Source organism: Streptomyces sp. AC550_RSS872 (genome assembly GCF_019049285.1).
GTDB lineage: Bacteria > Actinomycetota > Actinomycetes > Streptomycetales > Streptomycetaceae > Streptomyces.
This window is the reverse complement of the sequence record NZ_JAGMUL010000010.1, coordinates 24,033-50,930: the sequence shown is the minus strand read 5'-3', so window position 1 is coordinate 50,930 and position 26,898 is coordinate 24,033. Positions and strand designations below refer to the sequence as shown.

The 26,898-nt window shown below is 73.2% G+C and carries 2 protein-coding genes (1 of these 2 cut by a window edge); both read right to left on the bottom strand.

The features are described from left to right. A protein-coding gene (locus KUM44_RS03985) for an amino acid adenylation domain-containing protein (protein ID WP_217206282.1) crosses the window boundary here: on the bottom strand, positions 1-12,922 show its 5' portion. Its footprint begins 5,030 nt before the window's first position; the window shows 12,922 of its 17,952 coding nt (coding positions 1-12,922); its start codon is at positions 12,920-12,922; its stop codon lies beyond the left edge, outside the window. Then, entirely contained in the window at positions 12,922-26,898 is a 13,977-nt protein-coding gene (locus tag KUM44_RS03980; RefSeq protein ID WP_217206281.1) for a non-ribosomal peptide synthetase, read from the bottom strand. Before KUM44_RS03980 ends, KUM44_RS03985 begins: the two co-directional genes overlap by 1 nt.

Below are 26,898 nucleotides of genomic sequence, written 5' to 3'. Positions count from 1 at the left end.
CCCGGGCCTGCGCCACCGACCGGGCCGTCAGCCGGCTCAGGTCCTCGCCGGACAGGGCGGATGCGTCCACGCAGACCAGCAGATCGTCGGCGGCGACGGACCCCGGCTCGGGTATGTCCAGCGCCCACAGGTCCGTGTCGTGGTCACGGGACAGCCTCATCCGCAGCGCGTCGTGGTGGTCCACGACGGCCTGGAGCGCGCGGCTCACCTGCTCCTGAGCGAGGCCCGGCGGCACGGGAACGACGACGGACTGCTGGAAGCCGGCGATGTCGTCACCGAGTTCGCGAAGCCAGTGCATGATCGGCGTCAGCGGGACGGACCCCACCCCCCGGCCGGACACCACCGCCGGTGCACGGCGGCCGGACCGGGCGACGGCGGCGAGTTCCGCGATCACCGGATGAGCGAAGACGTCGCGGGTGGTCAGCGAGATGCCTTCCCGGTCCGCCCGGCTCACCAGCTGGATGGCCAGGATGCTGTCGCCGCCGAGTTCGAAGAAGTGGCCGTCGGCCGGGGGGACCGGCTGCCCCAGCAGGTCTGCGACCAGGCGGCACAGAATCCGCTCGTCGTCGGTGCCTGAAGCAGCGTCCGGCACCCGGCCGGCGCCCGTGTCCGTGTGGGTGACGGGAGCGGGCAGTCTCGTCCGGTCCACCTTGCCGTGGGCGGTGAACGGCAGGCTGTCCACAGGGACGAGCGCGGTCGGCACGAGGTGCCCGGGGACCCGCTCGGCGAGCCAGCCGCGCAGCTCGGGGAGGGTGACGCCGCCGGGTTCTGTGACGACGTAGCCGGCCAGCCGTACCCCGCTCGGCGTGGTGTACGTGGCCGCCGCGGCGGCGCGCACGGCCCGGTGGCCGAGAAGGTGCTGCTCGACCTCGCCCAGTTCCACACGGTGACCGCGGATCTTCACCTGCCCGTCCGCCCGGCCGATGAATTCGAGGTTGCCGTCCCGGCGCCGGCGCACCAGGTCTCCCGTGCGGTACATGCGCGCACCCCGGGCGCCGTACGGATCGGCGATGAACCGGCCGGCGGTCGCGGCGGGTTCGCCGCGATAGCCCCGGGCCAGTCCGGGACCTGACAGGTAGAGTTCCCCGGTCATTCCGGGCAGCACCGGGCGCAGCGCGGGGTCGAGCACGTACGCCTTGGTGTTGGCGAGCGGCCGGCCGAGGGGCGGGGTGCCCCCATCGGTCAACGCCCCCGTGATCGTCGACGCCACCGTGCATTCGGTCGGGCCGTAGACGTTCAGGACCCGGCAGGTCGAGGCCCATCGGTCGACGAGTGAACCCGGCACCGTCTCGCTGCCCAGTGCGAGCACGAAGCCGTCCGGCAGGGCACCGGGCCGAATGGCCGCGGCAACGGTCGGGGTCAGTGTCGTGTGCGTGACGCCGTGACGTGCGATCAGTTCGGCCAGGTGTGCCGCGGCGGTGACCCGGTCGCTGTCAGGCAGTACCACGGCCGCCCCTGATGACAGCGTGAACAGAAGGTCCCCGGTCGCCACGTCGAAGCCGGGGGAGGCGAATTCCAGAACACGGCTGTCCGGTGCGACGTGATAGGCCTCCGCGAGGCTGAGGGCCAGGCCCGGAAGTCCGCGGTGGGTCACCAGGACGCCCCGGGGTGTGCCGGTCGACCCGGAGGTGTGGATCAGGTAGGCCGGATGGTCAGGCATCCAGGGGACCACCCGGTCGGCGTCGGTCGGGTCGTGCGCGGGCAGGTCCGGCAGGGGCTGCGCCGGGTCCAGGACGGGTGCGGTCGCCGGGCCTGCGTCGCCGTGCGCGAGGACCAGTACGGGAGCGGCGCGGTCGAACAGCAGGCGCACACGCTCGGGCGGGTAGTCGGGGTCCACCGGCAGATACGCCGCGCCGGATTTCAGCACCGCCAGCAGGGCGACGACCAGATCAATGGACTGCGGCAGGTGGAGCGCGACGATCTGTTCGGCACCGATCCCGCGCGCGATGAGCCGGTGAGCGAGCCGGTTGGCCCTCTCGTTCAGCTCCTGATAGCTGATCCGGTCCTCGCCGCACACGACGGCGTCGCGGTCGCGCCGGTGGGGGACCTGCCGTTCGAAGGCCGCCAGCGCGTGCTCGACGGGGACGGTGCGGTCCGTGTCGTTCCACGGGAACCGGTCGGTGGCCGGCTCCAGGCGTGCCGCACCGATCCGCAGGGTGGGATCGGCCGCGACCTGGTCGAGGAAGAGCACCAGGCGTTCGGCGAGTTCCTCTCCCGTCCGTCGGTCGAACAGGTCCGTGGCGATCTCCAGGGCCCCGGCGAGCCCCAGGAGTTCCCCGTCGGGGCCGCGGCGCTCGGCGACGTTGACCGCGAGGTCGTACTTGGCCGCGGCGTAGCCGGTGGGGTGGGAGCGCACGCCGACCCCGTCGAGGTCCAGCGCGGCCTCACGGTGCTGGTCGAACACCAGCATCACCTGCACCAACGGGTTTCGGGCCAGCGACCGTTCGACGCCGAGGATGTCGACGAGCCGTTCGAAGGGCACGTCCTGGTGGGAGTACGCGGCCAGGTCGGTGCGCCGGACCCGGTCCAGCAAGGTGGCGAAGTCGGGATCGCCACTGGTGTCGGTGCGCAGGATCAGGGTGTTGGCGAAGAAGCCGATCAGCGGGTCCAGTGCGCTGTCACCGCGGCCGGCCACCGGCGTGCCGATCGGCACATCGGTGCCGGCACCATGCCGGGTGAGGACGGCGGCCACAGCCGCGTGCAGCACCATGAACAGCGTCACGCTGTGGCGTTCGGCGAGTTCGGCGAGCGACCGGTGGGTCTGGGGCGAGACGGCGTACTCGATCACCGCGCCGTCGTGCCCGGCGACCTCGGGGCGCGGGCGGTCGGCGGGCAGCGCAAGTTCGTCGGGCATCCCCTCCAGCACGCCGGTCCAGTAACGGATCTGCTGGGCCAGCACACTGCCGGGATCGTCCTCGTCGCCGAGCGTGGCGCGCTGCCACAGCGTGTGGTCCGCGTACTGCACGGCCAGGGGCTCCCAGTGCGGGGCGGTGCCCCGCCTGCGGGCGGCGTAGGCGGTCGACAGGTCCGCGCCGAGCGGGCCCAGGGACGCGCCGTCGGCGGCGATGTGGTGCACCACGAGGGAGAGCACGTGGTCCTCGGGAGCGAGCCGCAGCAGCGTCGCCCGCAGCGGTGCTTCGGTGGCGAGGTCGAACGGGTGGGACGACGCCGCGGCCAGTTCGGCGGGCAGCTGTTCGGTCCGTACGTCGCGCACCGGCATGTCGGGCCGGACCTCGTCGACGGACCGGATCCGCTGGTGGGGGTTGCCCGCCTCGCTGCCGAACGTGGTGCGCAGCACCTCGTGCCGGTCCACCACGTCCCGCAGCGCCTCCCGCAGCGCCGCGTCGTCCAGCGGGCCGGTCAGCCGCAGCGCGAAGGGGATGTTGTACGTGGCCGACGGGCCGTGCAGCTGGTGGAGCACCCACAGCCGAAGCTGCGCGAAGGACAGCGGGATCCGTGCGGGCCGCGGCATGGCGACCACCGGGGGGCGGCCGGCGCCGTGTTCGTCGAGTACGGCATCGAGCCCGTGCACCGTCGGCACCTCGAACAGCCGGCGGATGGGAAGTTCCACCCCGAGCGTCTCACGGACCCGGCTGACCAGGCGCGTGGCCAGCAAGGAGTGTCCGCCGAGCACGAAGAAGTCGTCGTGCACGCCCACCGCGGGCTTGCCGAGCACATCGGCGAAGAGCCCGCACAGGATCTCCTGCCGCGGCGTGGCCGGCGGCGTCCGGTCACCGGCCCACGGCGTGGGGTCCGCACCGGTGCCTGCGACCGCGTCGGTGCCGGTGAGGACGGTGTACGAGGCCGGCACCAGGTGCTCGGGCAGCCATTGCAGGGCGAAGGCGCGCAGCCGCTCGGCGTCGCAGTCGGCGTCCGGCGAGGCCACCACGTGGACGGCGACCGAACGCTGCGAGGGCTGTGCGGCGTCGCGCAGTACGGCGGCGACCTCCCGTACGCCGTCGAACTGGGCGAGCACCTCCTCGATCCGGGCCAGGTCGATCTCCCGGTCCGCCGGCACCGGCCGCAGCCAGTGGTCGAGTGCGTCCTGCCCGGTCAGGTCCACGGCGCCGATCGGCAGGGCCGGGTCGGCCGCGACGGCCGTCAGCAGCCGCCGCAGCCGGTCGACGATCCGCTCCACGGTGTCGCGGTCGAACAGGTCCGTCCGGTACTCCACCATGCCGGCCACGCCGCCGGGGCGGCCTGCGACCGGTTCCCGCTCGGCGAGGTTGAAGCCCAGGTCGAAGTTGACCGCGCCGACGTCCAGTGGCTCGCCGGTGATGCGCACCCCGGGCAGCGTGACGTCCGTGCGCGGCGCGTTCTGGAGCACCAGCATCACCTGGAACAGCGGATGGCGGGCCAGGGACCGCTGCGGGTTGAGTGCCTCGACGAGGTACTCGAACGGCAGGTCCTGGTTGTCGTAGGCCGCCAGGTCGGCCGTGCGGGCCCGGTCGAGCAGTTCCCCGAACGACGGGTCGCCGGAGGTGTCCAGGCGCAGCACCAGCGTGTTGACGAAGAAGCCCACGAGGTTCTCGACCGCCGCCTCGGTGCGGCCTGCGATCGCGCCGCCGAGCACGACGTCCGTGCCCGCGCCGAGCCGGGTGAGGACGGCGGCCAGGGCGCTCTGCACCACCATGAACAGGCTGGCCCGGTGCTCCCGCGCGATGTCGAGCAGCTGGGCGTGCAGTGCGGCGTCGAGGTGGAAGGCGAGCCGCTCGCCCGCCGGTGCGGCAACCGCGGACCGCGGCCGGTCGACCGGCAGGGGCATCTCACGGGGCGCCGCGGCGAGCGCCCGCCGCCAGTACACGAGCTGCCGGGAGACGGCGCTGTCGGGGTCGTCGGTGCTGCCGAGCACCTCGCGTTGCCACAGGGCGTAGTCGGCATAGCTCACGGCTAGTTGCGGCCAGGCCGGTTCCTCGGTGTGCAGGCGGGCCCGGTAGGCGGCGGTGAGGTCGCGGGCGAGCGGTCCGATGGACCAGCCGTCGCCGGCGATGTGGTGCAGCACCAGCAGCAGCACATGCTCCCGCGGGGCCACGGCGAAGAGCGTGGCCCGCAACGGGGGGTCCAGGGTGACGTCGAAGGGGGTGCGCGCCGCCTCGGCCATGGCCTGTGGCAGGGCGGTGGGGCCGACGTCCACGACGGGGCATGCCGGGCGTGCCCGCTCGGCCGGCAGAACGTGCTGGAAGGGCTCGCCGTCCTGCTCGGGGAAGACCGTGCGGAGCGTCTCGTGCCGGTCCACCAGGTCGCCGAGGGCGGCTTGCAGCGCGGCCCGGTCGAGGCTGCCGTGCAGCCGCAGCACCAGTGGAAGGTTGTAGCTGGGCGAGGACGTCTCGAAGCGGTTGAGGAACCACAGGCGCAGCTGGGCGAACGACAGCGGCACCCGCTGCGGCCGGGGCCGCCGGGTCAGCGCAGGCCGGGCCGGCTGCTCGGCGTCCAGCCGTTCGCTGAGCGCCGCGACGGTGGGGCCCTCGAAGATCCGGCGGATGGGGATCTCGATCCCGGTGACCGTCCTGATCCTGCTGACCAGCCTGGTCGCCAGCAGCGAGTGGCCTCCGAGGGCGAAGAAGTCGTCGTCGATGGTCACCTTCGGCACGGCGAGCACTTCGGCGAACAGCTCGCAGAGCACGTGCTCGCGCGATGTGCGAGGCGGCCGGCCGGCCGACAGGGCGCCGAAGTCGGGCTTGGGCAACGCCCGCCGGTCCAGCTTGCCGTTGGCGGTGAGCGGCAGTTGGTCGAGTGCCACGAAGGCGGCGGGGATCATGTAGTGCGGCAGCCACCGGCTCAGTCGGGTGCGCAGTGCGTCGTTGAACGCGCGCAGCCTGCGGGTGCGGGCCGGGCTGTTGGCGTGGACCAGCGGGTCGGCGCCGGCCCGCGGTCCTTCGTACGCCGGCACCACGGCGGCACGGGCGTCGCGCGGCAGGAAGACGGCGTCGAAGCACTCCTCGCGGCCGTGCGCGGACCAGGTGGTCACCACCTGGAAGCCGCAGCGCGCGCCGAGGTCGTGGAGGTCCTCCGGGTCGATCCCGGCGGCTTCGGTGTGCAGTTCGGCCAGGATCTGCGCGACGCCGCCGCCCCGGTTGAGTTCGCGCATCGCATCGAACTCGGCCAGCAGCCGGCCGTTGGGCACCTCGGTCACCCGCATGCCTGCCGGCGCGGCGCGCAGTGCGTCGGCCAGCGTGTCGATGGCGGCTTCGGTGGGCGTGTCTGCCGGGGCCAGGTCCGTCCAGGGCAGCCGGGGCAGCCGGTCGACGGGCTGCGCGGTGGTGGGCGCCTTGGTGATCACGACTTCGTAGCGGTAGCGCGACAGCTCGTTGCCGAACCTGCCCCGCTTGAGCCTGACGTCCACCTCGCCGATGTCCGCCAGCGAGCGGCCCAGGGCGACGAAGAAGTCGGGTGCCAGGAGCAGTTCCTCCTCGGCGGCGACCTTCTGCTCCACCACCGCGCGGACCGAGGAGGTGTCGCAGTCCTGCGTGAGCCGGTGGGCGGCAACAGCGCTTTGCAGGCAGCGCAGCAGGCGCAGGTTGCGGATGTCGCCCAGGACGATCGCGCCGCCGGGCACCAGCAGCTCCAGGCAGGTACGCAGGACGTCCACGAGATAGCCGGCGTGGGGGAAGTACTGGACCACGGAGTTGAGGACGATGGTGTCGAAGAAGTCGCGGGGCAGCCCGTCCGTGTCGTCGGCGGCCTGTACGCGCAGCCGCACTCCCGGCAGGTCCTCGCCTCGCGAGCGCAGCTGCTGCTTCAGCGCGTCGATGACCGACGGGGAGAAGTCGGTTCCCCAGTACGCCTCGCAGTGCGGGGCGAGCCGGGACAACAGCAGCCCGTTGCCGACGCCGATCTCCAGCACCCGGCGGGGGCGAAGGCGCAGTACCTGGTCGACGGCGGCCGACCGCCACCGCTCCATCTCCTCCAGCGGGATGTGCCGGCCGTCGTAACTGCTCTGCCAGACGGCGAAGTCGTCCCAGAAGCCGCCGTCCGCGACCTGCTCGGCGTAGAGCGAGTCGTACAGCTCACGCCAGAACCGGACCTGTTCGTCCTCCTCCTGCTCGTCCCGGCCGGCCGACCACTCGGCGCCGGGGACGACGTAGCCGACGAGCCGGCCCTCGCCGTCGCTCGCGCGGCTGAGCAGGACCGTGGCCTCGGCGATGTGTTCCTGCCGCGACAACGCGGCCTCGATCTCGCCCAGTTCGATGCGGAAGCCGCGCACCTTGACCTGGTCGTCGGCCCGGCCGACGAAGGCGAGTTGGCCGTCTCGCCGCCAGCGCACGAGGTCGCCGGTGCGGTACATCCGGCTGCCCGGTTCGTCGAAGGGGTCGGCGACGAACCGTTCGGCGGTCAGCGGCCTGCGGTTGAGGTATCCCCGGCCGAGCCCCGTGCCGGCGATGTACAGCTCGCCGGTGACGCCGGCCGGCACCGGGCGCAGGCCGGCGTCCAGCACGTACATCCGGACGTTCTGGGTCTGGCTGCCCACCGGGGGCGGGCCGTCGGTGGCCGCCCTCGACGGGTCGACCTCCGCCAGGGTGCTCCACACGGTGGTCTCGGTGGGCCCGTAGAGGTTGACCACCTGGCTGCCCACCGCGCGCATCTGTTCGGCGAGGCTGCTGGTGAGCGCCTCGCCGCCGACGAGCAGCCGCAGACCGCGCAGGCCTTCGGGGGCGTTGGCCAGCATCGTGCGGTACAGCGAGGGGGTGGCTTGCAGGACCGTGACCTCGCTCGCCGCGGCGAGTTCCGACAGCGCGACGGGGTTGCGGATGGTCTCCGGCTCGGCGATGAGCACGCTCGCGCCGTGCAGCAGCGGCAGGTAGACGTCGACGGCGACGATGTCGAACGCGATCGTCGCCGTCGCCAGGAAGCGGTCGTACGGACCGACCGGGAACCGCTCGGCGAATCCGGTCAGGTTGTTGATGATGCTCCGGTACGAGATGAGCACGCCCTTGGGGCGGCCGGTGGAGCCGGAGGTGTAGATGATGTAGGCGGCGTTGTCGGGCCGGATCGGCGCCACGCGGTCGGCGTCGACGGGATCGGTGCTCGCACGCGCGGACAGCCCGTCCTCCACCGCGGGATCGCCGAGGACGATCGTCGGGGTGTCGGTCTTGGGCAGGGTGGGCGTGATCTCGGTTCGGGTGATGAGCGCGACGGGGTGGGCGTCCGAGAGCAGAAATGCCAGCCGCTCCGCCGGATGGGCGGGGTCCATGGGGAGGTACACCGCGCCGGCCTTCTGCACGGCCAGCATCGCCACGACCATGTCCACCGAGCGCGGGACGGCCAGCGCCACGACGTGTTCCGGGCCGACGCCCCGGGCGATCAGCTCCCGGGCCAGCCGGTTGCTGCGCTCGTTGAGCTGTGCGTACGTCGCTTCCTCGGTGCCGCAGCGCACCGCCAGGGCGTCGCCGGCGGCGGCAGCCTGCTGCTGGAACCGCTCGTGCAGGTAGTGGTCGGGCAGGGGCCGGGCGGTGTCGTTCCTGGCCGTCAGCAGGTCGTGCCGCTCGTCGGGGCTGAGGAAGTCGACGTGCTCGACGGGTGTGGCGGGGTCGCGCAGCACGGCGCGCAGGAATGCCTCGTACCAGGCGACGAGCCGCTGCACGGTCTCCCGGTCGAACAGGTCGGTGGCGTACTCGACCGTGCCGTACACCCCGTCGGGGCTCCCCGTCGCGGTGCGCCGCTCGGCCATGCTGACGAACAGGTCGAACTTGGCGTTGCGGGCGTGCACGGGGTACGGGGTGGCGGTCAGTCCGGCCAGGTCGGCCGTCACGGCCGCCACGTTCTGGAGCGCGAACATCACCTGGAACAGCGCGTTGCCGGACAGTGAGCGTGCGGGGTTGAGCGTCTCGACCAGGTGCTCGAACGCCAGGTCCTGGTGGGCGTAGGCGTCGAGGTCGGCGGTGCGGACCCGGGCCAGCAGTTCACGGAAGCCGGGGTTGCCCGCCGTGTCCGTGCGCAGGACCAGCGTGTTGACGAAGAAGCCGACCAGCGGGTCGAGGATGTCGTCGGTGCGGCCTGCGACAGGCGTGCCGAGCGGGATGTCGGTGCCGGCCCCGAGCCGGGTCAGCAGAGCGGCGAAGGCGGCTTGCAGCACCATGAACAGGGTGGCCCCGTCGGTCCGTGCCAGGGCGGTGAGACCGGCGTGCAGGTCCGCGTCGAGCGTGAAGTCGATGGTGTCGCCGCGGTAGCTGGCCGTCGGGGGGCGGGGCCGGTCGGTCGGCAGTTCCAGCTCTGCCGCGACGCCGTCGAGCGCGGCGGTCCAGTACCGCGTCTGCTGTGCGATGAGGCTGGTGCCGTCCTGCTGGTCGCCGAGCAACCGGGACTGCCAGAGGGTGTAGTCGGCGTACTGCACGGGCAGCGGTGCCCAGCCGGGCTCCGTGCCATGGCGCCGCGCGTCGTAGGCCGCGCCGAGATCGTCGAGCAGGGGCTTGAGCGACCAGCCGTCACCGGCTATGTGGTGCAGCAGCAGGACCAGCACGTGCTCCTCGTCCTGCGCGGTGCCGGTTGCCGGGGTGAACAGCCAGGTGCGCAGCGGGGGTTCGGTCTGAAGGTCGAAGCCGTGCGCCACGGCCGCGCGGACCGCGTCGTCCAGTTCCGCGGGGTCCACCTCGGCGGTGTCCAGGCGGGGTGCGCAGGCCTCGGGGTCGAGCACGAGCTGGTGCGGCACGCCGTCGGTGGCCGGGAAGACGGTGCGCAGGCTCTCGTGGCGCCGTACCACGTCGGCGAGGGCGGTGTGCAGCGCGGCGGGGTCCAGCTGTCCGGTCAGCCGCAGCACGACGGGGATGTTGTAGGTCGGGCTGCGGCCTTCGAGCCGGTTGAGGAACCACAGCCGGCGCTGGGCGAAGGAGAGCGGTATGCGCTCGGGCCTGGGCAGTGGCCGAATCCGCGGCCTGGCTGCTGCGGTGTCGTTCAGCGCGGCTGTCAGACCGGCCACGGTCGATGTCTCGAACAGCTGCCGCAGGGCGACCTCGACACCGAGGGTGGAGCGGATGCGGTTGGCGAGGCGGGTGGCGAGCAGCGAGTGCCCGCCGAGGGCGAAGAAGTCGTCGTCCACACCGACCTCGGGGAGCCCCAGCACCTCGGCGAAGAGTCCGCACAGGATGGCCTCGCGCGGGTCACGGGCCCGCCGGCCGCCCGCGCTGCGGTGCGGTGCGGGCAGCGCAGCGCAGTCGACCTTGCCGTTCGGCTTGAGGGGCAGCTCGGCCAGCGTCGTGACGGTGGACGGCAGCATGTGGTCCGGCAGCACAGTGGCGGCGAAGGCACGGATCTCGGCCGCGTCGACCGGAGCCTCGGCGAGCAGGTAGGCGGCCAGTTCCTGGCCGCGTGCCGCCACCACGGCCCGGCGGACGCCGGGATGCCGCGACAGCACCGTCTCGACTTCGCCGAGTTCGATCCGAAAGCCCCGGATCTTGACCTGGTCGTCGGTGCGGCCGAGGAATTCCAGTACGCCGTCGGCGTCCTGCCGGGCGAGGTCGCCGGTGCGGTAGAGCCGCTCCCCCGGGGTCCACGGGTCGGCGACGAATCGCTGCGCGGTCAGTGCGGCCCGGTCCAGATAGCCCCGCGCGAGCTGTGCGCCGCCCAGGTACAACTCGCCCGGCACGCCGGGGGGCACCGGACGCAGCCAGGCGTCGAGGACGTAGGCCTGGGTGTTCCAGCCGGGCCGGCCGATCGGTACGGCCTCGTCCCGTACCTGCCAGCCCGTCACGTCCACGGCGGCCTCGGTCGGGCCGTAGTAGTTGAGCAGGTCGGCGTCGAGGGTCCGCCGGAACTCCTGCGCCAGCTCGGCGGGGAGCGCCTCGCCGCTGCACACCACGCGCCGCAGTGAGGTGCACGCGTGCGCCTGCGGCTCCTCCAGGAACGTCTGGAGCATCGAGGGGACGAAGTGGGCCGTGGTGATGTCCTGGCGCTGGATCAGCTCCGCGAGGTAGCGCGGATCCCGGTGGCCGTCCGGCCGCGCGAGCACCACCGTGGCTCCCGCGACGAGCGGCAGGAAGAACTCCCACACCGACACGTCGAAGCTCGACGGCGTCTTTTGCAGCACCCGGTCGCCGGGGCCCAGCCGGAGGTCGTCCTGCATGCACCGCAGCCGGTTGGCGATCGCGGCGTGGCTGACCACCACGCCCTTGGGGCGGCCGGTGGACCCCGAGGTGTGGATGACGTACGCCGGACGAAGCGGTGAGCCCTCGCACGGCTTGAGCGTGTCGGTGTCGGTGCCGGTCTGCGGGACGTGGACCGAGGCGGGGTCGTCCAGCAGGGCCACCGGCCGGGCGTCGGCCAGCATCGCCGCGGTCCGGTCCGGCGGATAGCCGGGATCGACCGGCAGATAGGCGGCCCCGGTGCGGTGCACCGCGCACAGGGCCACCACGAGTTCGAGCGAGCGGGGCAGCGCCACCGCCACGGTGCGCTCCGGCCCGGCTCCCTTCGTGACGAGGTGTGCGGCGAGCCGGTTCGTCCAGTCGTCGAGCTGGGCGTAGGTCAGCGTGGCGTCCTCGAAGACGACCGCCACGGCGTCGGGGCTCTGGGCGGCCTGCTCCTGGACCATGCGTGCCAGGTCGGTGGGGGGCAGCGGCACGTCGGCGCCTTTGCCGCGGGCCAGCGCGTCGGCCCGTTCGGCCACGGAGAGCACGTCGGTGGCGGCGACGCGGCGGTCGGGCCGGTGGGCCAGTTCGGTCAGTGCGGCGGCCAGCCGGTCAACGATGCGCCGCGCCTCCTGGGCGCCGACGGTGTCGGGGCGGTACTGCATGCGCAGTTGCAGCCGGTCGCCGCGCAACGCCGCGACCAGACCCAGCGGGTAGTGCATGGTGTCCTCGGCGTGCTCCACCGAGATCCGCAGCCCGTCCAGGGCCGCCTGGATGCCGCCCCGGTCCACCGGGTAGTTCTCGAACACCACAGCGGTGTCGAACAGTTCGCTCACGCCCGCGAGGGACTGCAACTCGGCCAGGCCCAGGTACTGGTGATCGGCGAGCGCGGACTGTTCCCGCTGGACCCGGGCGGCGAGGTCGCCGAGCGATTGGGCCGGGTCGAGCCGGACGCGCACCGGCACGGTGTTGATCAGCAGGCCCACCATCGACTCGATCCCGGGCAGCACCGGGGGCCGGCCGGAGGTCACCGCGCCGAACACCACGTCGTGCTGCCCGGTCAGCCGGGACAGCAGCAGGGCCCAGCAGGTCTGCACCGCTGAATTGACCGTGATGCGCAGCGACTTCGCGGTGTCCTGCAAGGCCGCGGTCAAGGGCTCTGGCAGCGTCACCTCGACGTGCTCGTGACGGGGCGGCTGCGCGGCGGTCTGCGGGCCCGGGACCGTCGTGGGGAGCAGCGTCCCCTGCGTCAGGCCGGTGAGGGCCTCGCGCCACACGCGCCGGGTCTCCTCGCGGTCCCGCCGGGACAGCCATGCGAGGTAGTCCCGGTAGGGCGGGGCCGGCGGCAGCTGCGGGGCGTGAGCGTCGGCGGCGTAGAGGGCGAACAGGTCACGCAGCAGCAGCGGACCGGACCAGCCGTCGAGGAGGATGTGATGGTTGGTCACCACGAAACGGTGGGTGTCCGGTGCGAGACGCACCAGGATGAAGCGGATCAGCGGTGGTTCGGTCAGGTCGAAGCCGGCGTCGCGGTCCTCCCGCAGCAGCCGGTCCAGTGCGGCGTCCCGGTCGGGCTGCACCAGCCCCGACAGGTCGTGCTCGCGCCAGTCGACGGTGACGCGGCGCGGCACGATCTGGACGGGTGTGCCCTCGCGTCGGCTGACGAAGCCGGCCCGCAGATTCGGGTGGCGGGTCAGCACCTGCTCGGCGGCGCGGCGCAGCCGGTCGGGGCGCAGGGCCCCGTCGAGTCCGAGGACCAGCTGCACGACGTAGGGGTCGGCCTGCCCGCCGGCCAGCAGTGAGTGGAACAGCAGCCCCTCTTGCAGTGGTGACAGCGGCAGGACGTCGGCCAGCCCGGAACGAGCCATCAGATACTCCAATCCTCTTCGAGCAGGTCCAGTTCGTCCTGGCTGAGCGAGACCAGGGGAAGGTCGGACGGGGTGCGGGCGGTGTTCTGGCCGATGCGGGCACTGGCGCACAGCGCGGTCAGCGCCTGCTCCCACAGCTCGGCCAAGGCCGTCACCTCGGCCTCGGTGAACCGCCCGCGGGCCCACCCCCACGTGACCGTGAGCTCCGCCGCGCTGCCGCGGTCGCGGCAGACGACGGTCAGTTCCAGGGGGTGCGGCAGCGGCATGCGCGGATCGGCGGCGGGCACGGCCACCGGGTCGGGAACCGGCTGCCAGTCCGCCTCACCGGAGACTGCGAACCGGCCCAGGTAGTTGAAGCCGATCTCGGCCGTGGGCCACCTGGCCGGTTCGGCGTCGCCGCCCGGCGGCGCGCAGTAGCGCAGCAGGCCGTACCCTGCTCCGCCGTCCGGGCACTCGCGAAGCTGTTGTTTCACCCGGCGCGCGGCGCGGGCCACGCTCGCGCCGCCGTCCCGGAAGTCCTGCGCGGGCACGTTGCCGGGTTCCAGCCGTACGGGGTGCATGCGGGTGAACCAGCCGACCGTGCGGGACAGGTCGGTGTCGTCCCGCTCGCCCACCAGGTCGCGGCCGTGGCTCTCGATGTCCACCAGCAGGCCGCCGCCGGGGCCGTGCCGGCCGCTGCGCCAGCGGCCGGCCGCGAGCGCCAGCGCGGTCAGCAGGACGTCGTCCGCCCGCAGCCCCAGCTCCGTGCAGACCTCTCCCAGGATCTGCTGCGTCACCTGCTCGGGCACGGTGCGGCGCAGCTGTGCGAGGTCGGCGAAGGTGGGCGGGCGCGAGGACCGCCCGGCGTCGCCGGGGGCCGTGGTGTTCTCGGTGCGGCGCCACCACGGCGTCTGCCGGTGGAGTGCGGGGTCGGCCGCGGCGTCCGCCAGGTCTCGGGCCCAGCCGCGGAACGACGCCGGTACCGGTGCGAGCCGTGGCGTGTTGCCGGCTTCCAGGGCCCGGTAGGCCGAGGCCAGGTCGGGCAGCAGGATGCGCCAGGACACTCCGTCCACGACGAGGTGGTGGATCACCAGCAGCAGCCGGCCGGGGCGGTGCGGGCCCGCGTCGAGCCAGACCGCCTGGAGCATCACCCCCGCCCACGGGTCGAGTCGGCGCGCGGTTTCGGCGCCGGCTTCGGCAGCGGCGGCGGCTGCCGCGGTCCCGTCCAGCCCTGCCACGTCCACCCGGTGGACCAGCCTTGCGGCCGGGCAGGTGCCGGGCTCGGGCACTTCGAGGGACCAGTCCGGCCGGAGCCGGGCCCGCAGCATGTCGTGCGTGTCGAGCAGGGCCTGGAGGGCGTCGGCCAGCATCGCGCGGTCGAGTCCGGCGGGCACCCGCAGGGTCACCGACTGGTTGAACGCCGCGACGGGGCCGCCGAGTTCACGCAGCCAGTGCATGATCGGGGTGGCCGGGAGGGTGCCGACTGCGGGCTCGGCCGCACGTGTGCCGTCCTGCGGGACCTGTCTGGCGGCCAGGGCCAGTTCGGCCACCGTCTGATGGGTGAAGACGTCCCGCACGCTGAGCAGCAGTCCGGCGGCCCGCACCTGGCTGACCAATTGGATGAACAGGATGCTGTCCCCGCCGAGGTCGAAGAAGTTGTCGTCGGTGCCGACTTCTTCCAGGCCGAGCAGCTGGGCGACCACCCGGCACAGCAGTTCCTCACGCTCGTCGCGCGGCGGACGCGAGCCGCCGGTGCCGGCGGCCGGGGCGGGTGCGCGAAGCGCGCCGTGGTCGACCTTGCCGTTGCGGGTCAGGGGGAGGTCCGCCAGCTCCACGAACGTCGCGGGCACCATGTAGGGCGGCAGCAGCTCGGCCAGTTGCGACCGGACCGCGTCCAGGGCCAGGGCCGGCCCCTGGGGTTCGGGGACCAGGTAGGCGACGAGGACGGATTTTCCGGGCCTGGTCTCGTGCTGTGCCACCGCGGCGCGCGCGACACCGGGGCAGCGCGCCAGCGCGGCCTCGATCTCGCCGGCCTCGACCCGGTGGCCGCGGACCTTCAGCTGCTGGTCGGCGCGGCCGAGGAACTCCAGGGCGCCGTCCGGGCGGTGTCTGGCCAGGTCGCCCGTGCGGTACATCCGCTCGCCGGCCGGGCCGAAGGGGGACGCCACGAACTGTGCCGCCGACAGACCGGGGCCGGCCAGGTATCCGCGGGCGAGCCCGGTTCCGGCGACGTACAACTCGCCGGCCACGCCCACGGGGACCGGCCGCAGCCGTTCGTCGAGCACATAGCACCGGGTGTTGTCGAGTGGCCGGCCGATGGGGACGCGGCCATCCGGCCCGGTGCCTGCCACGGCGTGCTGCGTCACGGCGAACGTCGTCTCCGTCGGACCGTAGCTGTTGGTCACGGCGGTACCGGGCGCGGCGGCCAGCACCCGGGCGGTCAGCTCGGGCGACATGCTCTCGCCGCCGGTCCACACTTCCTTCAGCCCCCGGAAGCAGTCCGGGGCGGCGGCCAGGGCCTGGTAGACGGCGGCGGACAGCGCCACTCCGGTGACGGCGTGCCGGGCGACCGCCTCGGCCAGCAGGTGCGGCTCGGGATGACGTGTCCACGGGGCGACCACGGTGGTTCCCCCGGTGAGCAGCGGTGCCCACAGCTCGAACGTGGAGGGGTCGAACGCGATGGAGGTGTGCAGCAGCGTCCGTGCTGTCGTCCCGGTGGACCACCACCGGTCGCGGGCGAGCCCGACCACCGACGCGTCACTGATCGCCACGCCCTTCGGGGTGCCCGTGGAGCCGGAGGTGTGCATGACGTAGGCGAGTTGCGCGGGGTGGCGCGGGCGGCGCCGTCGCGGGGCGGCGGCCGGCTGAGGGTCGTCGGCGAACGCCACCGGCAGCCCCAGGACGTCCAGGGCCGCGTGGTCACGCAGCCGGGAGGGGGTCAGCACCAGGAGTGCTTCGGTCCGCCCGGCCACGACGCGCATCCGGGCGGGCGCGTACGCGGGGTCGAGCGGAACGTAGGCGCCGCCCGCTTTCAGCACGGCCAGTGCCGCAACGGGCAGGTCCAGGCAGGGGCCCATCAGCAGCAGCACGCGGGATTCGGTGGTCACGCCCAGCTCGGCGAGGCGGTCCGCGAGCCGCTCGGCGCGCTCGTCCAGTTCGCGGTAGGTCAGCGTGGTGTCGCCGTCGATCACGGCCGGCGCTTCGGGGCCGGCGGCGAGCCGTGCCGCGAAGGCGTCGGTGACGGCTTCGGCCGGGAGGTCGTGCCGGGTGTCGTTCCAGCGGTGAAGGACCAGTTCCCGCTCGTGCGGGCCGAGCAGTTCGACGTCGGCCACGGAGGTTTCGGGCTCGGCGACCACGGCGCGCAGCAGCCGCCGCATCATGGCGACGAGCCGCTCGGCCGTGCCGCGGTCGAAGAGGTCGGTCGCGTACTGGAGGGCGCCTCGGCAGCTTCCGGCGTGCGTTTCGGCCACGAATCCGAAGGCGAGGTCCACCTTGGTGGCCGTGGCGTCGGGAAGCGTCCGGGTCACGGCGAGGCCGCCGAGCTCCGGCCGGCTGTCCGGCGTGTGCTCCACCGTCACCATCACCTGGAACAGCGGGTGGCGGGCCAGCGACCGTGCCGGGTTGAGCGCTTCGACGACGTGCTCGAACGGCACGTCCTGGTGGCTGAACGCGGCGAGGTCGGCCGTCCGGGTCCGCCGCAGCAGTTCGGCGAACGACGGGGCGCCCGCCGTGGACACCCGCAGCACCACGGTGTTGACGAAGAAGCCGACCAGGTCCTCAAGTGCCTCGTCCTGCCGGCCGGCGACGGGCGTACCGATCGGCACGTCGTCCCCGGCGCCCAGCCGGGTCAGCAGGGCCGTCACCGCCGCCTGCACGACCATGAAGGCGCTGACCTCGTAGCGGCGGGCCAGTGTCGTGACCCCGTTCCACACCTCGGCGTCCAGTTCGAACGGCACCACCCCGGCGACCGGGCTCGGTACCGCCGGACGCGGCCGGTCCACCGGGAGCGCCACCTCGTCGGGCAGGCCGGCCAGCGCGGACGTCCAGAACTCGATGCCCCGGTCGGAGGCGCCGGCGTCGAGGAGTTCGCGCTGCCACAGCGCGTAGTCGGCGTACCGCACCGCAAGCGGCCGCCAGTGCGGGGCCTGTCCCCGGCACCGTGCCCGGTAGGCGAGGTCCAGGTCGCGCAGCAGCGGGCCGAACGACAGGCCATCCACGGCGACGTGGTGCAGCACCAGCAGCAGGTGCCAGCTCTGGGGCGCGCCTCGCAGCAGCCACACCCGCAGCGGGGGTTCCGCCGTGAGGTCGAAGACGTGCCGCTGGGCCTGTTCGATCGCCGTGGCCAGTTCGTCGGCGCCTGTCCCGGTCTCGTCGATCACCGTCGGCGGCAGCTGCGGAGAGGGTGGCAGCACGTGCAGCCACGGTTCGCCGTCGTCGGGCAGGACCGTGCGCAGCGGCTCATGGCGTTCGACCAGGTCGGCCAGTGCCGCCCTCAGCGCCGGGACCTGGACGTCTCCCTCCAGGGCGAGCAGGAGCGGGACGTTGTAGGTGCGGTCGTGGGGGTTCATCCGGCTGAGGAACCACAGTCGGCGCTGCGCCGGTGACAGCGGGATGCGGCCCGTGTGCGCGCTCGGGCGCAGCGCCGGGCGGGCGCCGTCGGCGTCGTCCAGCAGCCGCGCCAGCCGGCGGGCCGTCGGGTTTTCGAAGACCGACCGGACGGGCACCTCGCGGCCGAGGGCCGACCGGATCGCGTTGACGAGCCGCATCACCGACAGTGAGTGGCCGCCGAGGTCGAAGAAGCTGTCGTCGGGGCCGACGTCCTCGGCGCCCAGCACCGTGCCGAACAGGCCGCAGAGGATCTCTTCGACCGCGCCGCGCGGGGCGCCGGCGCCGCCGCGCGCCGTGAGTCGTGGCAGGGCGCGGCGGTCCGCCTTTCCGCTGGCGGTCATCGGCAGTTCGTCCAGCGTCACGAAGTGCGAGGGCACCATGTAGCCCGGCAGTTCCCGCTCGGCCCAGGCCCGCAGTTCGGCCGCGGTCACCGGGGACGACGTGGTGAGGAAGGCCACGAGTTCGTGCTCCTGGGCCACCACCACCGCGTGTGTCACCGCCGGATGCCGGCCGATCACCGACTCGACCTCGCCCGGCTCCACCCGGAAGCCGCGGATCTTCACCTGGTCGTCCACCCGGCCGTGCAGCCGCAGCAGCCCCTCGGCCGTCCACCGGGCGATGTCGCCGGTGCGGTACATCCGTGCGCCCGCAGACCAGGGATCGGCCACGAAACGCTCCGCGGTCGCGCCCGGTGCCTTGAGGTATCCGCGGGCCAGCCCGGTGCCTGACACGTACAGTTCGCCCTTCACGCCCACGGGCACCGGGTTGAGCCGGGCGTCCAGGACGTAGACGGCGGTGTTCCACGCGGGCCGCCCGATCGGGGTGTCGCCGTCCGGCAGTGGTGTCGCGGACGTCGCGGAGAACAGCACGCATCCGACGGTGGCCTCGGTGGGGCCGTACTCGTTGTGGACCGTCGTCCCCGGGATCCTCTCCAGCCAGGCGCCGGTCAGCTCGGCGGGCAGCTGTTCGCCGCCGACCACCACATCGCAGCCGGGAGGGAACACCGGCAGCTGGTCGCCGAGCGCGGCCAAGTGGCTGGGGGTCACCTTCACCAGGCCGTATCCGCCTTCGGTGGCCCGGCCGGCCGTCAGTTCGCCGATCTCGATCCGGCCGCCGGACACGAGCGGCGCGAAGAGCGCCGTGACGGGCATGTCGAAGGTGACGGGCGAGTGCAGCAGGGCACCGGTGCGCGCTCCCGGGTACGTGCGCGCCGCCCAGGCGACGTAGTCGGCCAGGGCGCGGTGCTCGACGACGACGCCCTTGGGCCGGCCGGTGGAACCGGACGTGTAGATCACGTAGGCGGGGTGTGCGCGGTGGACGGGCGGGAGTTTGCCCGGGGTGGTGGACTCCGCGCGGATGTCCTCGTCGAGGAGGACGGTGGGCAGCTGTGTGCGATGGGCGAGCCCGGAATGGGTCACCGCCAGGACAGGCGCCGCGTCCTCGATGACTCGGGCGAGCCGATCGGCGGGGTGGCCGGGATCGAGTGGCAGGTAGGCGGCGCCTGACTTCAAGACCGCCAGCACGGCCGCGACCTGGTCCACGCCACGCGGCAGGAGGATCGCCACCAGCTGTTCGGGACCGGCGCCCCGGGCGAGCAGGGCACCCGCGATGCGGTCGGAGCGTGCGTCGAGTTCGCGGTAGCTGAGCCGGGTGCCGTCCGCGCTCACGGCGACGGCGTCGGGCGTCTGTGCCGCCTGTCGGCAAAAGCCGTCGATCACGGTCGGGTACGGGACTTCGTGGCGGGTGTCGTTCCAGTGGTGCAGGAGCAGTTCACGATCGGCGGCGCCGAGCAGGTCGATGTCGGCGAGCCGGACCGCGGGATCGGCGACGACCACGTCGAGCAGCCGTCGCAGCATCGTCACCACGCGCTCCACCGTGGCGCGTTCGAACAGATCCGAGGCGTACTCCACTGCGCCGGTCAGCCCGTCGGCGTGCTGGGTGAGGAGGAAGGACAGGTCGAACTTGGCCTGCCCCAGACCGGCGAAGCGTCGGCTGACGTGGTGGCCGCCCAGGTCGGGCGGCGCGTCCTGGGTGTGCTGCAAGGTCAGCATCACCTGGAACAGCGGGTGCCGGGCCGGCGAGCGCTGCGGGTTGAGTGCCTCCACCACGTGCTCGAACGGCACGTCCTGGTGGGCGTAGGCCGCGAGGTCGACGGCCCGGGTGCGTTCCAGCAGGTCGGCGAAGGCGGGATCATCCGCTGTCGAGACCCGCAGGACCAGCGTGTTGACGAAGAAGCCGACCAGATCGTCGAGCGCCTGCTCGTCACGGCCGGCGACCGCGGTGCCCACCGGTATGTCGTCCCCGGCACCGAGCCGGGAGAGCAGCGCGGTCACCGCGGCGTGCAGGACCATGAACACGCTCACCCCGTGGTGGCGTGCCAGATCGAGCAGCCCTTGCCACACCTGGCCGGCCAGTGTGAAGGGGACGACGTCGCCGCAGCGGCTCGGCGCGGCGGTGCGCGGCCGGTCCACCGGCAGCGTCACCTCCTGCGGGACACCGGCCAGCGTCTCCTTCCAGAACTCCAGCTGCCGGGCGGACAGGCTGCCTTGGTCCTCGACGTCGCCCAGTAACGCGCGCTGCCACAGCGCGACATCGGCGTACTGCGCGGGCAGCGGCCGCCAGTGCGGAGCCCGCCCGCCGAGCCGGGCCCGGTAGGCGGCGTCCAGGTCGCGCAGCAGCACGCCGAGGGACCAGCCGTCGACAGCGATGTGGTGCAGCACCAGTACGAGGGTGCGGGCGTCGCTGTCCGGCGCCGGCCACAAGGCTGCCCGCAGGGGCGGTTCGGCCGACAGGTCGAAGGGACGTGTGACGTACTCCCCGACCGGGTCGGTCACCGGCCGGCCGGGGGCGGTTTCCGGTCCGCCAGTCTCCACCCGGATCGTGATGTCGGGCAGAACCTGCTGGTAGGGGCCTTGTTCATCGGTGGGGTAGTACGTGCGAAGCACCTCGTGCCGCCGGACCACGTCGTTCAGGGCGGCGCCCAGGGCGTCGGCGTCGACCGGCCCGTGGACGTCGAGAACCACCGGCAGGTGGTAGGCGGCCGAACCGGGTTCGACGCTCTGGAGGAACCACAGCCGCTGCTGGCCCGGCGAGAGCGGTACCCGTTGCGGGCGGGTGGCGGGTGCCAGCGCCGGCCGGGCCGGGCCGGTGTCCGCCAGTACCCGGGCCAGTCCCGCCACCGTGGGATGCTCGAACACCGAGCGCACGGACAGTTCGCGTCCGAGGACCTGACGGACCCGGTTCACCAGCCGTGTCACGAGCAGCGAATGGCCGCCCAGCTCGAAGAAGCCCTGGTCCGCACCGACCCCGACGACGCCCAGGACTTCGCCGAACAGGCCGCACAGCACTTCCTGCACGGCGCCTCTCGGCGCCTGTCCGCCGCCTTCCCGGACGATCGCGGGCAGGGCGCGGCGGTCCACCTTGCCGCTGGTCGTCAGCGCGAACTCGTCGACCACCAGCACATCCGACGGAACCATGTAGTCCGGCAGCAGTTCCGCGGCGAACTCGCGAACCTGCCGGGCATCCGGCTCGGCCCCCGGGAGGGGTCTCACGTAGACCGCGAGCCGCCCGTCCGCCGCCGTGGCCACGGCACGGCCGACGCCCGGGCACCGGCCGACCACCGACTCGATCTCGCCCAGCTCGATCCGAAAGCCCCGGATCTTGACCTGGTCGTCCGCGCGGCCGACGAACTCCAGACCGCCGCCGACCCGCCGCTTGGCCAGGTCACCGGTCCGGTACATGCGCCGGCCGCTGCCGGACGGGTCCGCCACGAACCGCTCGGCCGTCAGGCCGGGGGCCCCCAGATAGCCCCGCGCGAGTCCGGGACCACTGACGTACATCTCGCCGACGACGCCGGGCGGCACCGGGCACAGCATGTCGTCGAGCAGCTGGACGGTGAGGTCCGGCAGCGGCACGCCGATGCCGCTCGCCCGTGCGTGGCGCACCAGCTCGGCGTCGAGCCGCTGGAAGGTGGTGTGCACGGTCGTCTCGGTGATCCCGTACATGTTGACCAGGACCGGACCTCGCTCGCCGTGGCGCTCGTACCACGGCCGCAGCAGCGCGAAGTCCAGTCGCTCGCCTCCGAAGATGACCCACCGCAGGGCGGTCGGGGGCAGCGTGTCGCCCAGTGCGGCTGCGGCGGCGCTCAGCTGGGCGAACGCGGAAGGGGTCTGGCAGAGCACGGTCGCGCCGGTCCGCGCGGCGGTGAGCAGCACGTCCCGCGGCGACCGGCTCTGCTCATGGGTGAGCACGACGAGTCTGCCGCCGTGCAGCAGCGCGCCCCAGATCTCCCAGACCGAGAAGTCGAAGGACGCCGAGTGGAACAGCAGCCAGGTGTCCTGCGGTCCGAAGTCGAACCACTTCTCGGTGGCCTGGAACAATCTCAGGACGTTCGTGTGCGGCACCACCACCCCCTTGGGCCGGCCGGTCGACCCCGAGGTGTGGATGACATAGGCGGCGCCCGCCGGATCGACCCGCACCGCGCCCAGCGGCGGATCTGATGGCGCGCTGTCCGCGGGGTCGTCGGCTGAGGGGAGGTTGTGCAGGACATGGACGGGGCGGACGCCGGCGATGATCGAGTCGATCCGGCCCTGCGGATAGGCCGGATCGATCGGGACGTACGCCGCGCCGGTCTTGAGCACGGCGAGGATCGCGACGATCAGCTCGGGGGAACGGGGCAGCACGAGCGCCACCGAGGTCTCGGGCCGCGCGCCGAAACCAGCCAGCCGGCGTGCCAACCGGTCAGCCCGGGCGTCGAGTTCGCCGTAGCTCAGTGTCATGTCGCCGAAGACCACGGCGGGGCGGTCGGGGGTCCGCGCTGCGTGTTCCTGGAACACCTCGTGCAGACAGCGTGCCCGGTCGGGGGCGACCTGGGCCGACGGGCCGACCGGGGCGGGCAGTTCCTCCGGCAGTCGTACGTCGATCCGGCCGACCGCGCGTTCCACGTCGGCGAGCGCCTGTTCCAGGACGGTGCCGAGCCTGCGGACGAGCGCCTCGACGGTCTGCCGGTCGAAGAGATCGCTGCGGAACTCCACGACGCCGCCGACGCCGGCCGGACCGGCGCCGTCGGTACGCCGCTCCCGGAAGTTGAAGGTGAGGTCGAATTTGGCGGTGTCCGGGCGGACGGTGTCGAGACCGGTGCGCAGACCGGGCAGGTCGAGCGTCGGCTCCGGCTCGGCGCTGTGCGCGATCATCACCTGGAACAGCGGGTGCCGAGCCGTCGACCGCTGCGGATTCAGCTCCTCCACCAACAGGTCGAACGGGATGTCCTGGTTGCCGAAGGCTTCAAGGTCCCCCGCGCGTACCCGCGCCAGGACGTCGGCGAAGCCGTCCGTACCCGTCACCGTTGTGCGCAGCACAAGGGTGTTGACGAAGAAGCCGACCACGTCCTCCAGCGCGGGTGCCCCGCGGCCCGCGACCGGGGTGCCCAGCAGAATGTCGCGGCCGGCGCCGAGTCGGTGCAGCAGCACGGCCAGTGCCGCGTGCAGCACCATGAACGTGCTCGCGCCGTGCTCGCGGGCGACTCGCTCGATCGAGGCGTGCGTCTGCGCCGACAGTTCGATCGGCACCGCGCCGCCCGCCGAACCGGCCGCGGGAGAGCGCGGCCGGTCGGTGGGGAGCGGGATCTCCTCGGGCGCCCCGGCGAGGCGGTCCCGCCAGTACGCGAGCTGACCGTGCAGCGCCCCGTCCTGATCGCCGAGTTCGCCGAGTGTCCGCCGCTGCCAGAGCGCGTAGTCCGGGTAGCCGACCTCCAGGACGGGCCAGTCGGGGCGCCGGCCCGTCGTCCGCGCCCGGTACGCCGTGGCGAGATCGCGGGAGAGCGGACGCAGCGAGAGCATGTCCGCGGCGATGTGGTGCAGGAGCAACAGGAGTACGTGCTCGTCGGCGGCCAGGGCATAGAGCCGGACCCGCAGCGGCGGTTCGGCGGCCAGGTCGAAGCCGCGATGGATCTCGGCGCGCAGCCGCGCGTCCAGTTCCCCCTGGGCGAGGGCCACCGCCTCCATCTCGGGGGGCGATCCGGCGGGCACCGGCCATGGCTCGCCGTTGCGGTCCTCCACGGTCGTGCGCAGGGGGGCGTGCCGGGCCACCACGTCGGCGATCGCCTGCCCGAGGGCGTCCTGGTCCAGCCGTCCGGACAGCCGGACAACGAGCGGGATGTGGTAGCTGGCGTCGGCGCCGGTCAGCCGGTCGAGGAACCACAGCCGCCGTTGCGCGTACGACAGCGGAGCGTCCTCGGTGGTCGCGGTGATGCGCAGTGGTGCGGCGGGTTCGGCGGTGGTGGCGAGCAGCGCGGTGAGCCCGGCGGGGGTGGGCGCGTCGAAGACGGCGCGGACGCCGACGGCGATGCCGCTCTCCTCGCGGACGCGGGCCGCCAGTGTCGTCGCGGACAGCGAATGCCCGCCGAGCGCGAAGAAGTCGTCGTCCATGCCGACCGCGGGTACGCCGAGCACCTCGGCGAACAGAGCGCACACCTGCTTCTCGGCCCGGTCGCGCGGCGCCCGGCCGCGGCCCACCGCGCGGTGCGGTGCGGGCAGCGCGTCGCGGTCCACCTTGCCGTGCGAGGTGACCGGCAGGTTCGGCAGTACGACGATCGCGCGGGGCCGCATGTGCTCCGGCAGCACGGCGGCCAGCCGCTCGCGGAGCGCGTCGACGTCGACCGTGTGTCCGGCCGCGGGCACCACGTACGCCACGATCTGCGCCGGCTGCCGGTCGCCGTCGTCGCAGCGCAGCACGACGACGGCCTGCCGCACGCCGTCCGACGCCAGCAGCACGGACTCGATCTCGCCCAGTTCGACCCGCAAGCCGCGAATCTTCACCTGCTGGTCGCCGCGGCCGAGGAACTCCAGCCGGCCGTCGTCCCGCCAGCGTGCCAGGTCGCCGGTGCGGTACATGAGCCCGCCGTCGTTTGAGAACGGGTCGGCGACAAAGCGTGCGGCGGTCATGCCGGGACGGCCGAGATAGCCCCGGGCCAGCCCCGGACCGGTCACGTACAACTCGCCGGTGACGCCGGGCTGGACCGGTTGCAGGGCCGGGTCGAGCACCATGATGCCGGAGTCCGCGAAGGGTGTGCCGATGACCACCTGGTCGCCGAACGGGCCGGTCAGCGGATCGCTGGCGGTGCAGCACACCGTGGTCTCGGTGGGCCCGTAGGCGTTGACCATGGTGCGGCTGGGCGCCCATGCGGCCGCCAGTTGCGGCGGGCAGGACTCGCCGGCCACGACGAGCGTGGTCCGCTGCGGGATCGTGTCCTCGGGCACCGCCGCGAGGACCGCGGGCGGCACGGTGAGATGGGTGACGCCCTGCCGTGCGACGAAGTCGCCGAGGGCGGGCGGCATCAGCTCCTCGGGTATGGATGCAAGCACCAGGCTGCCGCCGGACAGCAGAGCCATGACCAGTTCCCAGAACGCGGCGTCGAAGGTGGCCGACGCGAACTGGAGCACCCGTGTCCGGTCGTCGAGGTCCAGACGGCGCTGCTGGGCCCGGGCCAGCGCCGCCACGCCGCGGTGGCTCACCACCACGCCCTTGGGGCGCCCGGTGGATCCGGAGGTGTAGATGATGTAGGCCGCGTTCGTCGTCTTCAGTCGCCCGGCGCGCTCGGCGTCCGTGACGTCGCCGCGGTCGGTGCCGGCCAGCTCGTCGACGGTCACGGGCGCGTCCAGCAGGATCACCGGGGCGCCCGCCGTGTCGATCGCGCCCGTCAGCGAGCCGACGGTGAGCACGCAGTGCGGCGCCGAGTCCGCCAGCTGGTAGGCGATCCGCTCCGGCGGATGAGCCGGATCGAGCGGCAGGTAGGCTCCGCCGGCCTGTAGCACCGCCAGCACCGCCACCACGAGATCGACGGATCGGGGCAGCGCAACGGCCACGACCGACTCCGGTCCTACGCCGCGGGCCATGAGCAGCCGGGCGAGCGCGTTGGCCCGGCCGTGCAGCTCCGCGTACCCCACACGCCGGTCGCCGACCAGGAGCGCGGGCGCCGTCCCGCGGCGCGATGCGACCTCCCGGAAGAGTTCGGGGAAGGTGCTCGGCGTCGTCGGCGCGGCCGGAGTGCTTCCCCAGCCGAGCACCGTGCGCCGGCGCCTGGGGCTCACGGCGGCCAGCGCGGCGACTGTCCGGCCCGGCCGGTCGAGTCCGTCGGCGACCTCTACGAGCAGTTCGGTGAACGCCTCGTGGTGCCCGGCCGCCTCGTCCTCGGTGTACAGCCGCGGATCCGCCTCCAGGTCGATGTCGAATCCGCCGCCGGGGCGCCGATAGGCGCTCACGTTCATGTCGTGGATGCGCCGTACCGACACATTGCGGGAGCTCACCACCCGCGCCGCGCCCAGTCGTCCGCCGTAGTGGAACGGGATGACGTTGACGGCCGGGCCGAGCACGGAGCGGCGCAGCCCGCGCGCCATGAGTTCCTGGCGCAGCAGCTCGCCGGGATACCGCTGGTGCGCCAGCGCGGCCTTGACCTCGGCGGCGACCTGGTCGGTCAGCTCGCGCACGGTGGTGCGCGGATGCACCGACAGGCGCAGCGGAAGCACGTTCACCATCGGGCCGGCCGCGCGCTTGGCGGTCTCGGTGACCCGGGCGGTCACCGGCAGGCTCAACACGACGTCGGGGCAGGCGGAGTGACGGTGCACCAGCACGGCGGCAGCCGTGAACAGCAGCCGGGAGGTGCGCACCCCGTGCCGTTGGCCCGCCAGACGCAGCGCGCTCAGGGCGCGCTCGGGCAGTGACACCCGGCGTCGCAAGGGTGTGGCCCAGCCCGTCGGCGGCTCCCCCGCCAGCCGGCCGGGCTCCGGCAGGTCGGCGAACCGCTCACCCCAGTAGTGCCGGTCCTCGGCGAACCGCGCCGACTGCGTGTACCGGTGGTGGTCCTCGACGAGGGCGCGGACCGATCCGATGCCGGACTGCGGCACCGGCAGTCCGTCGGCCAGGGCGTTGTACACCTCGGTGAACCGCTCGTTGAGCAGAGCGAAACTGACGCCGTCGATGACGATGTGGTGGTAGCCCTGGTACCAGAGGTAACGCTGGTCGGCGATCCGGAAGACCGCGAAGGTGAACAGCGGGTCGTCGGCCAGGTCGACGGTCCGGGCGAGGTCCGCGTTGATCCACGCATCGGCGGCAGCCCGGGGATCTGGGCGGTCGCGCAGGTCCGACCAGACCGGCCGGACCTGCGGGACGGCGCCGATCAGCTGGCGCGGGCCCTGCGGCGTCTCGATGAACCTGGCCCGCAGCGCGTCGACGTCGGCGACCGTGCGGTGCAGCGCCCGCTCGAACAGCCCACGGTCGAGCGGGCCCTCGATCTCCAGGCACTCCGCCGCCCGGTAGACGGGGGCGTCGCTGTCGATCTGGTACGACAGCCAGATGTCCTGCTGGGTCGGCGAGAGCGGCAGTGCGTCGGGCAT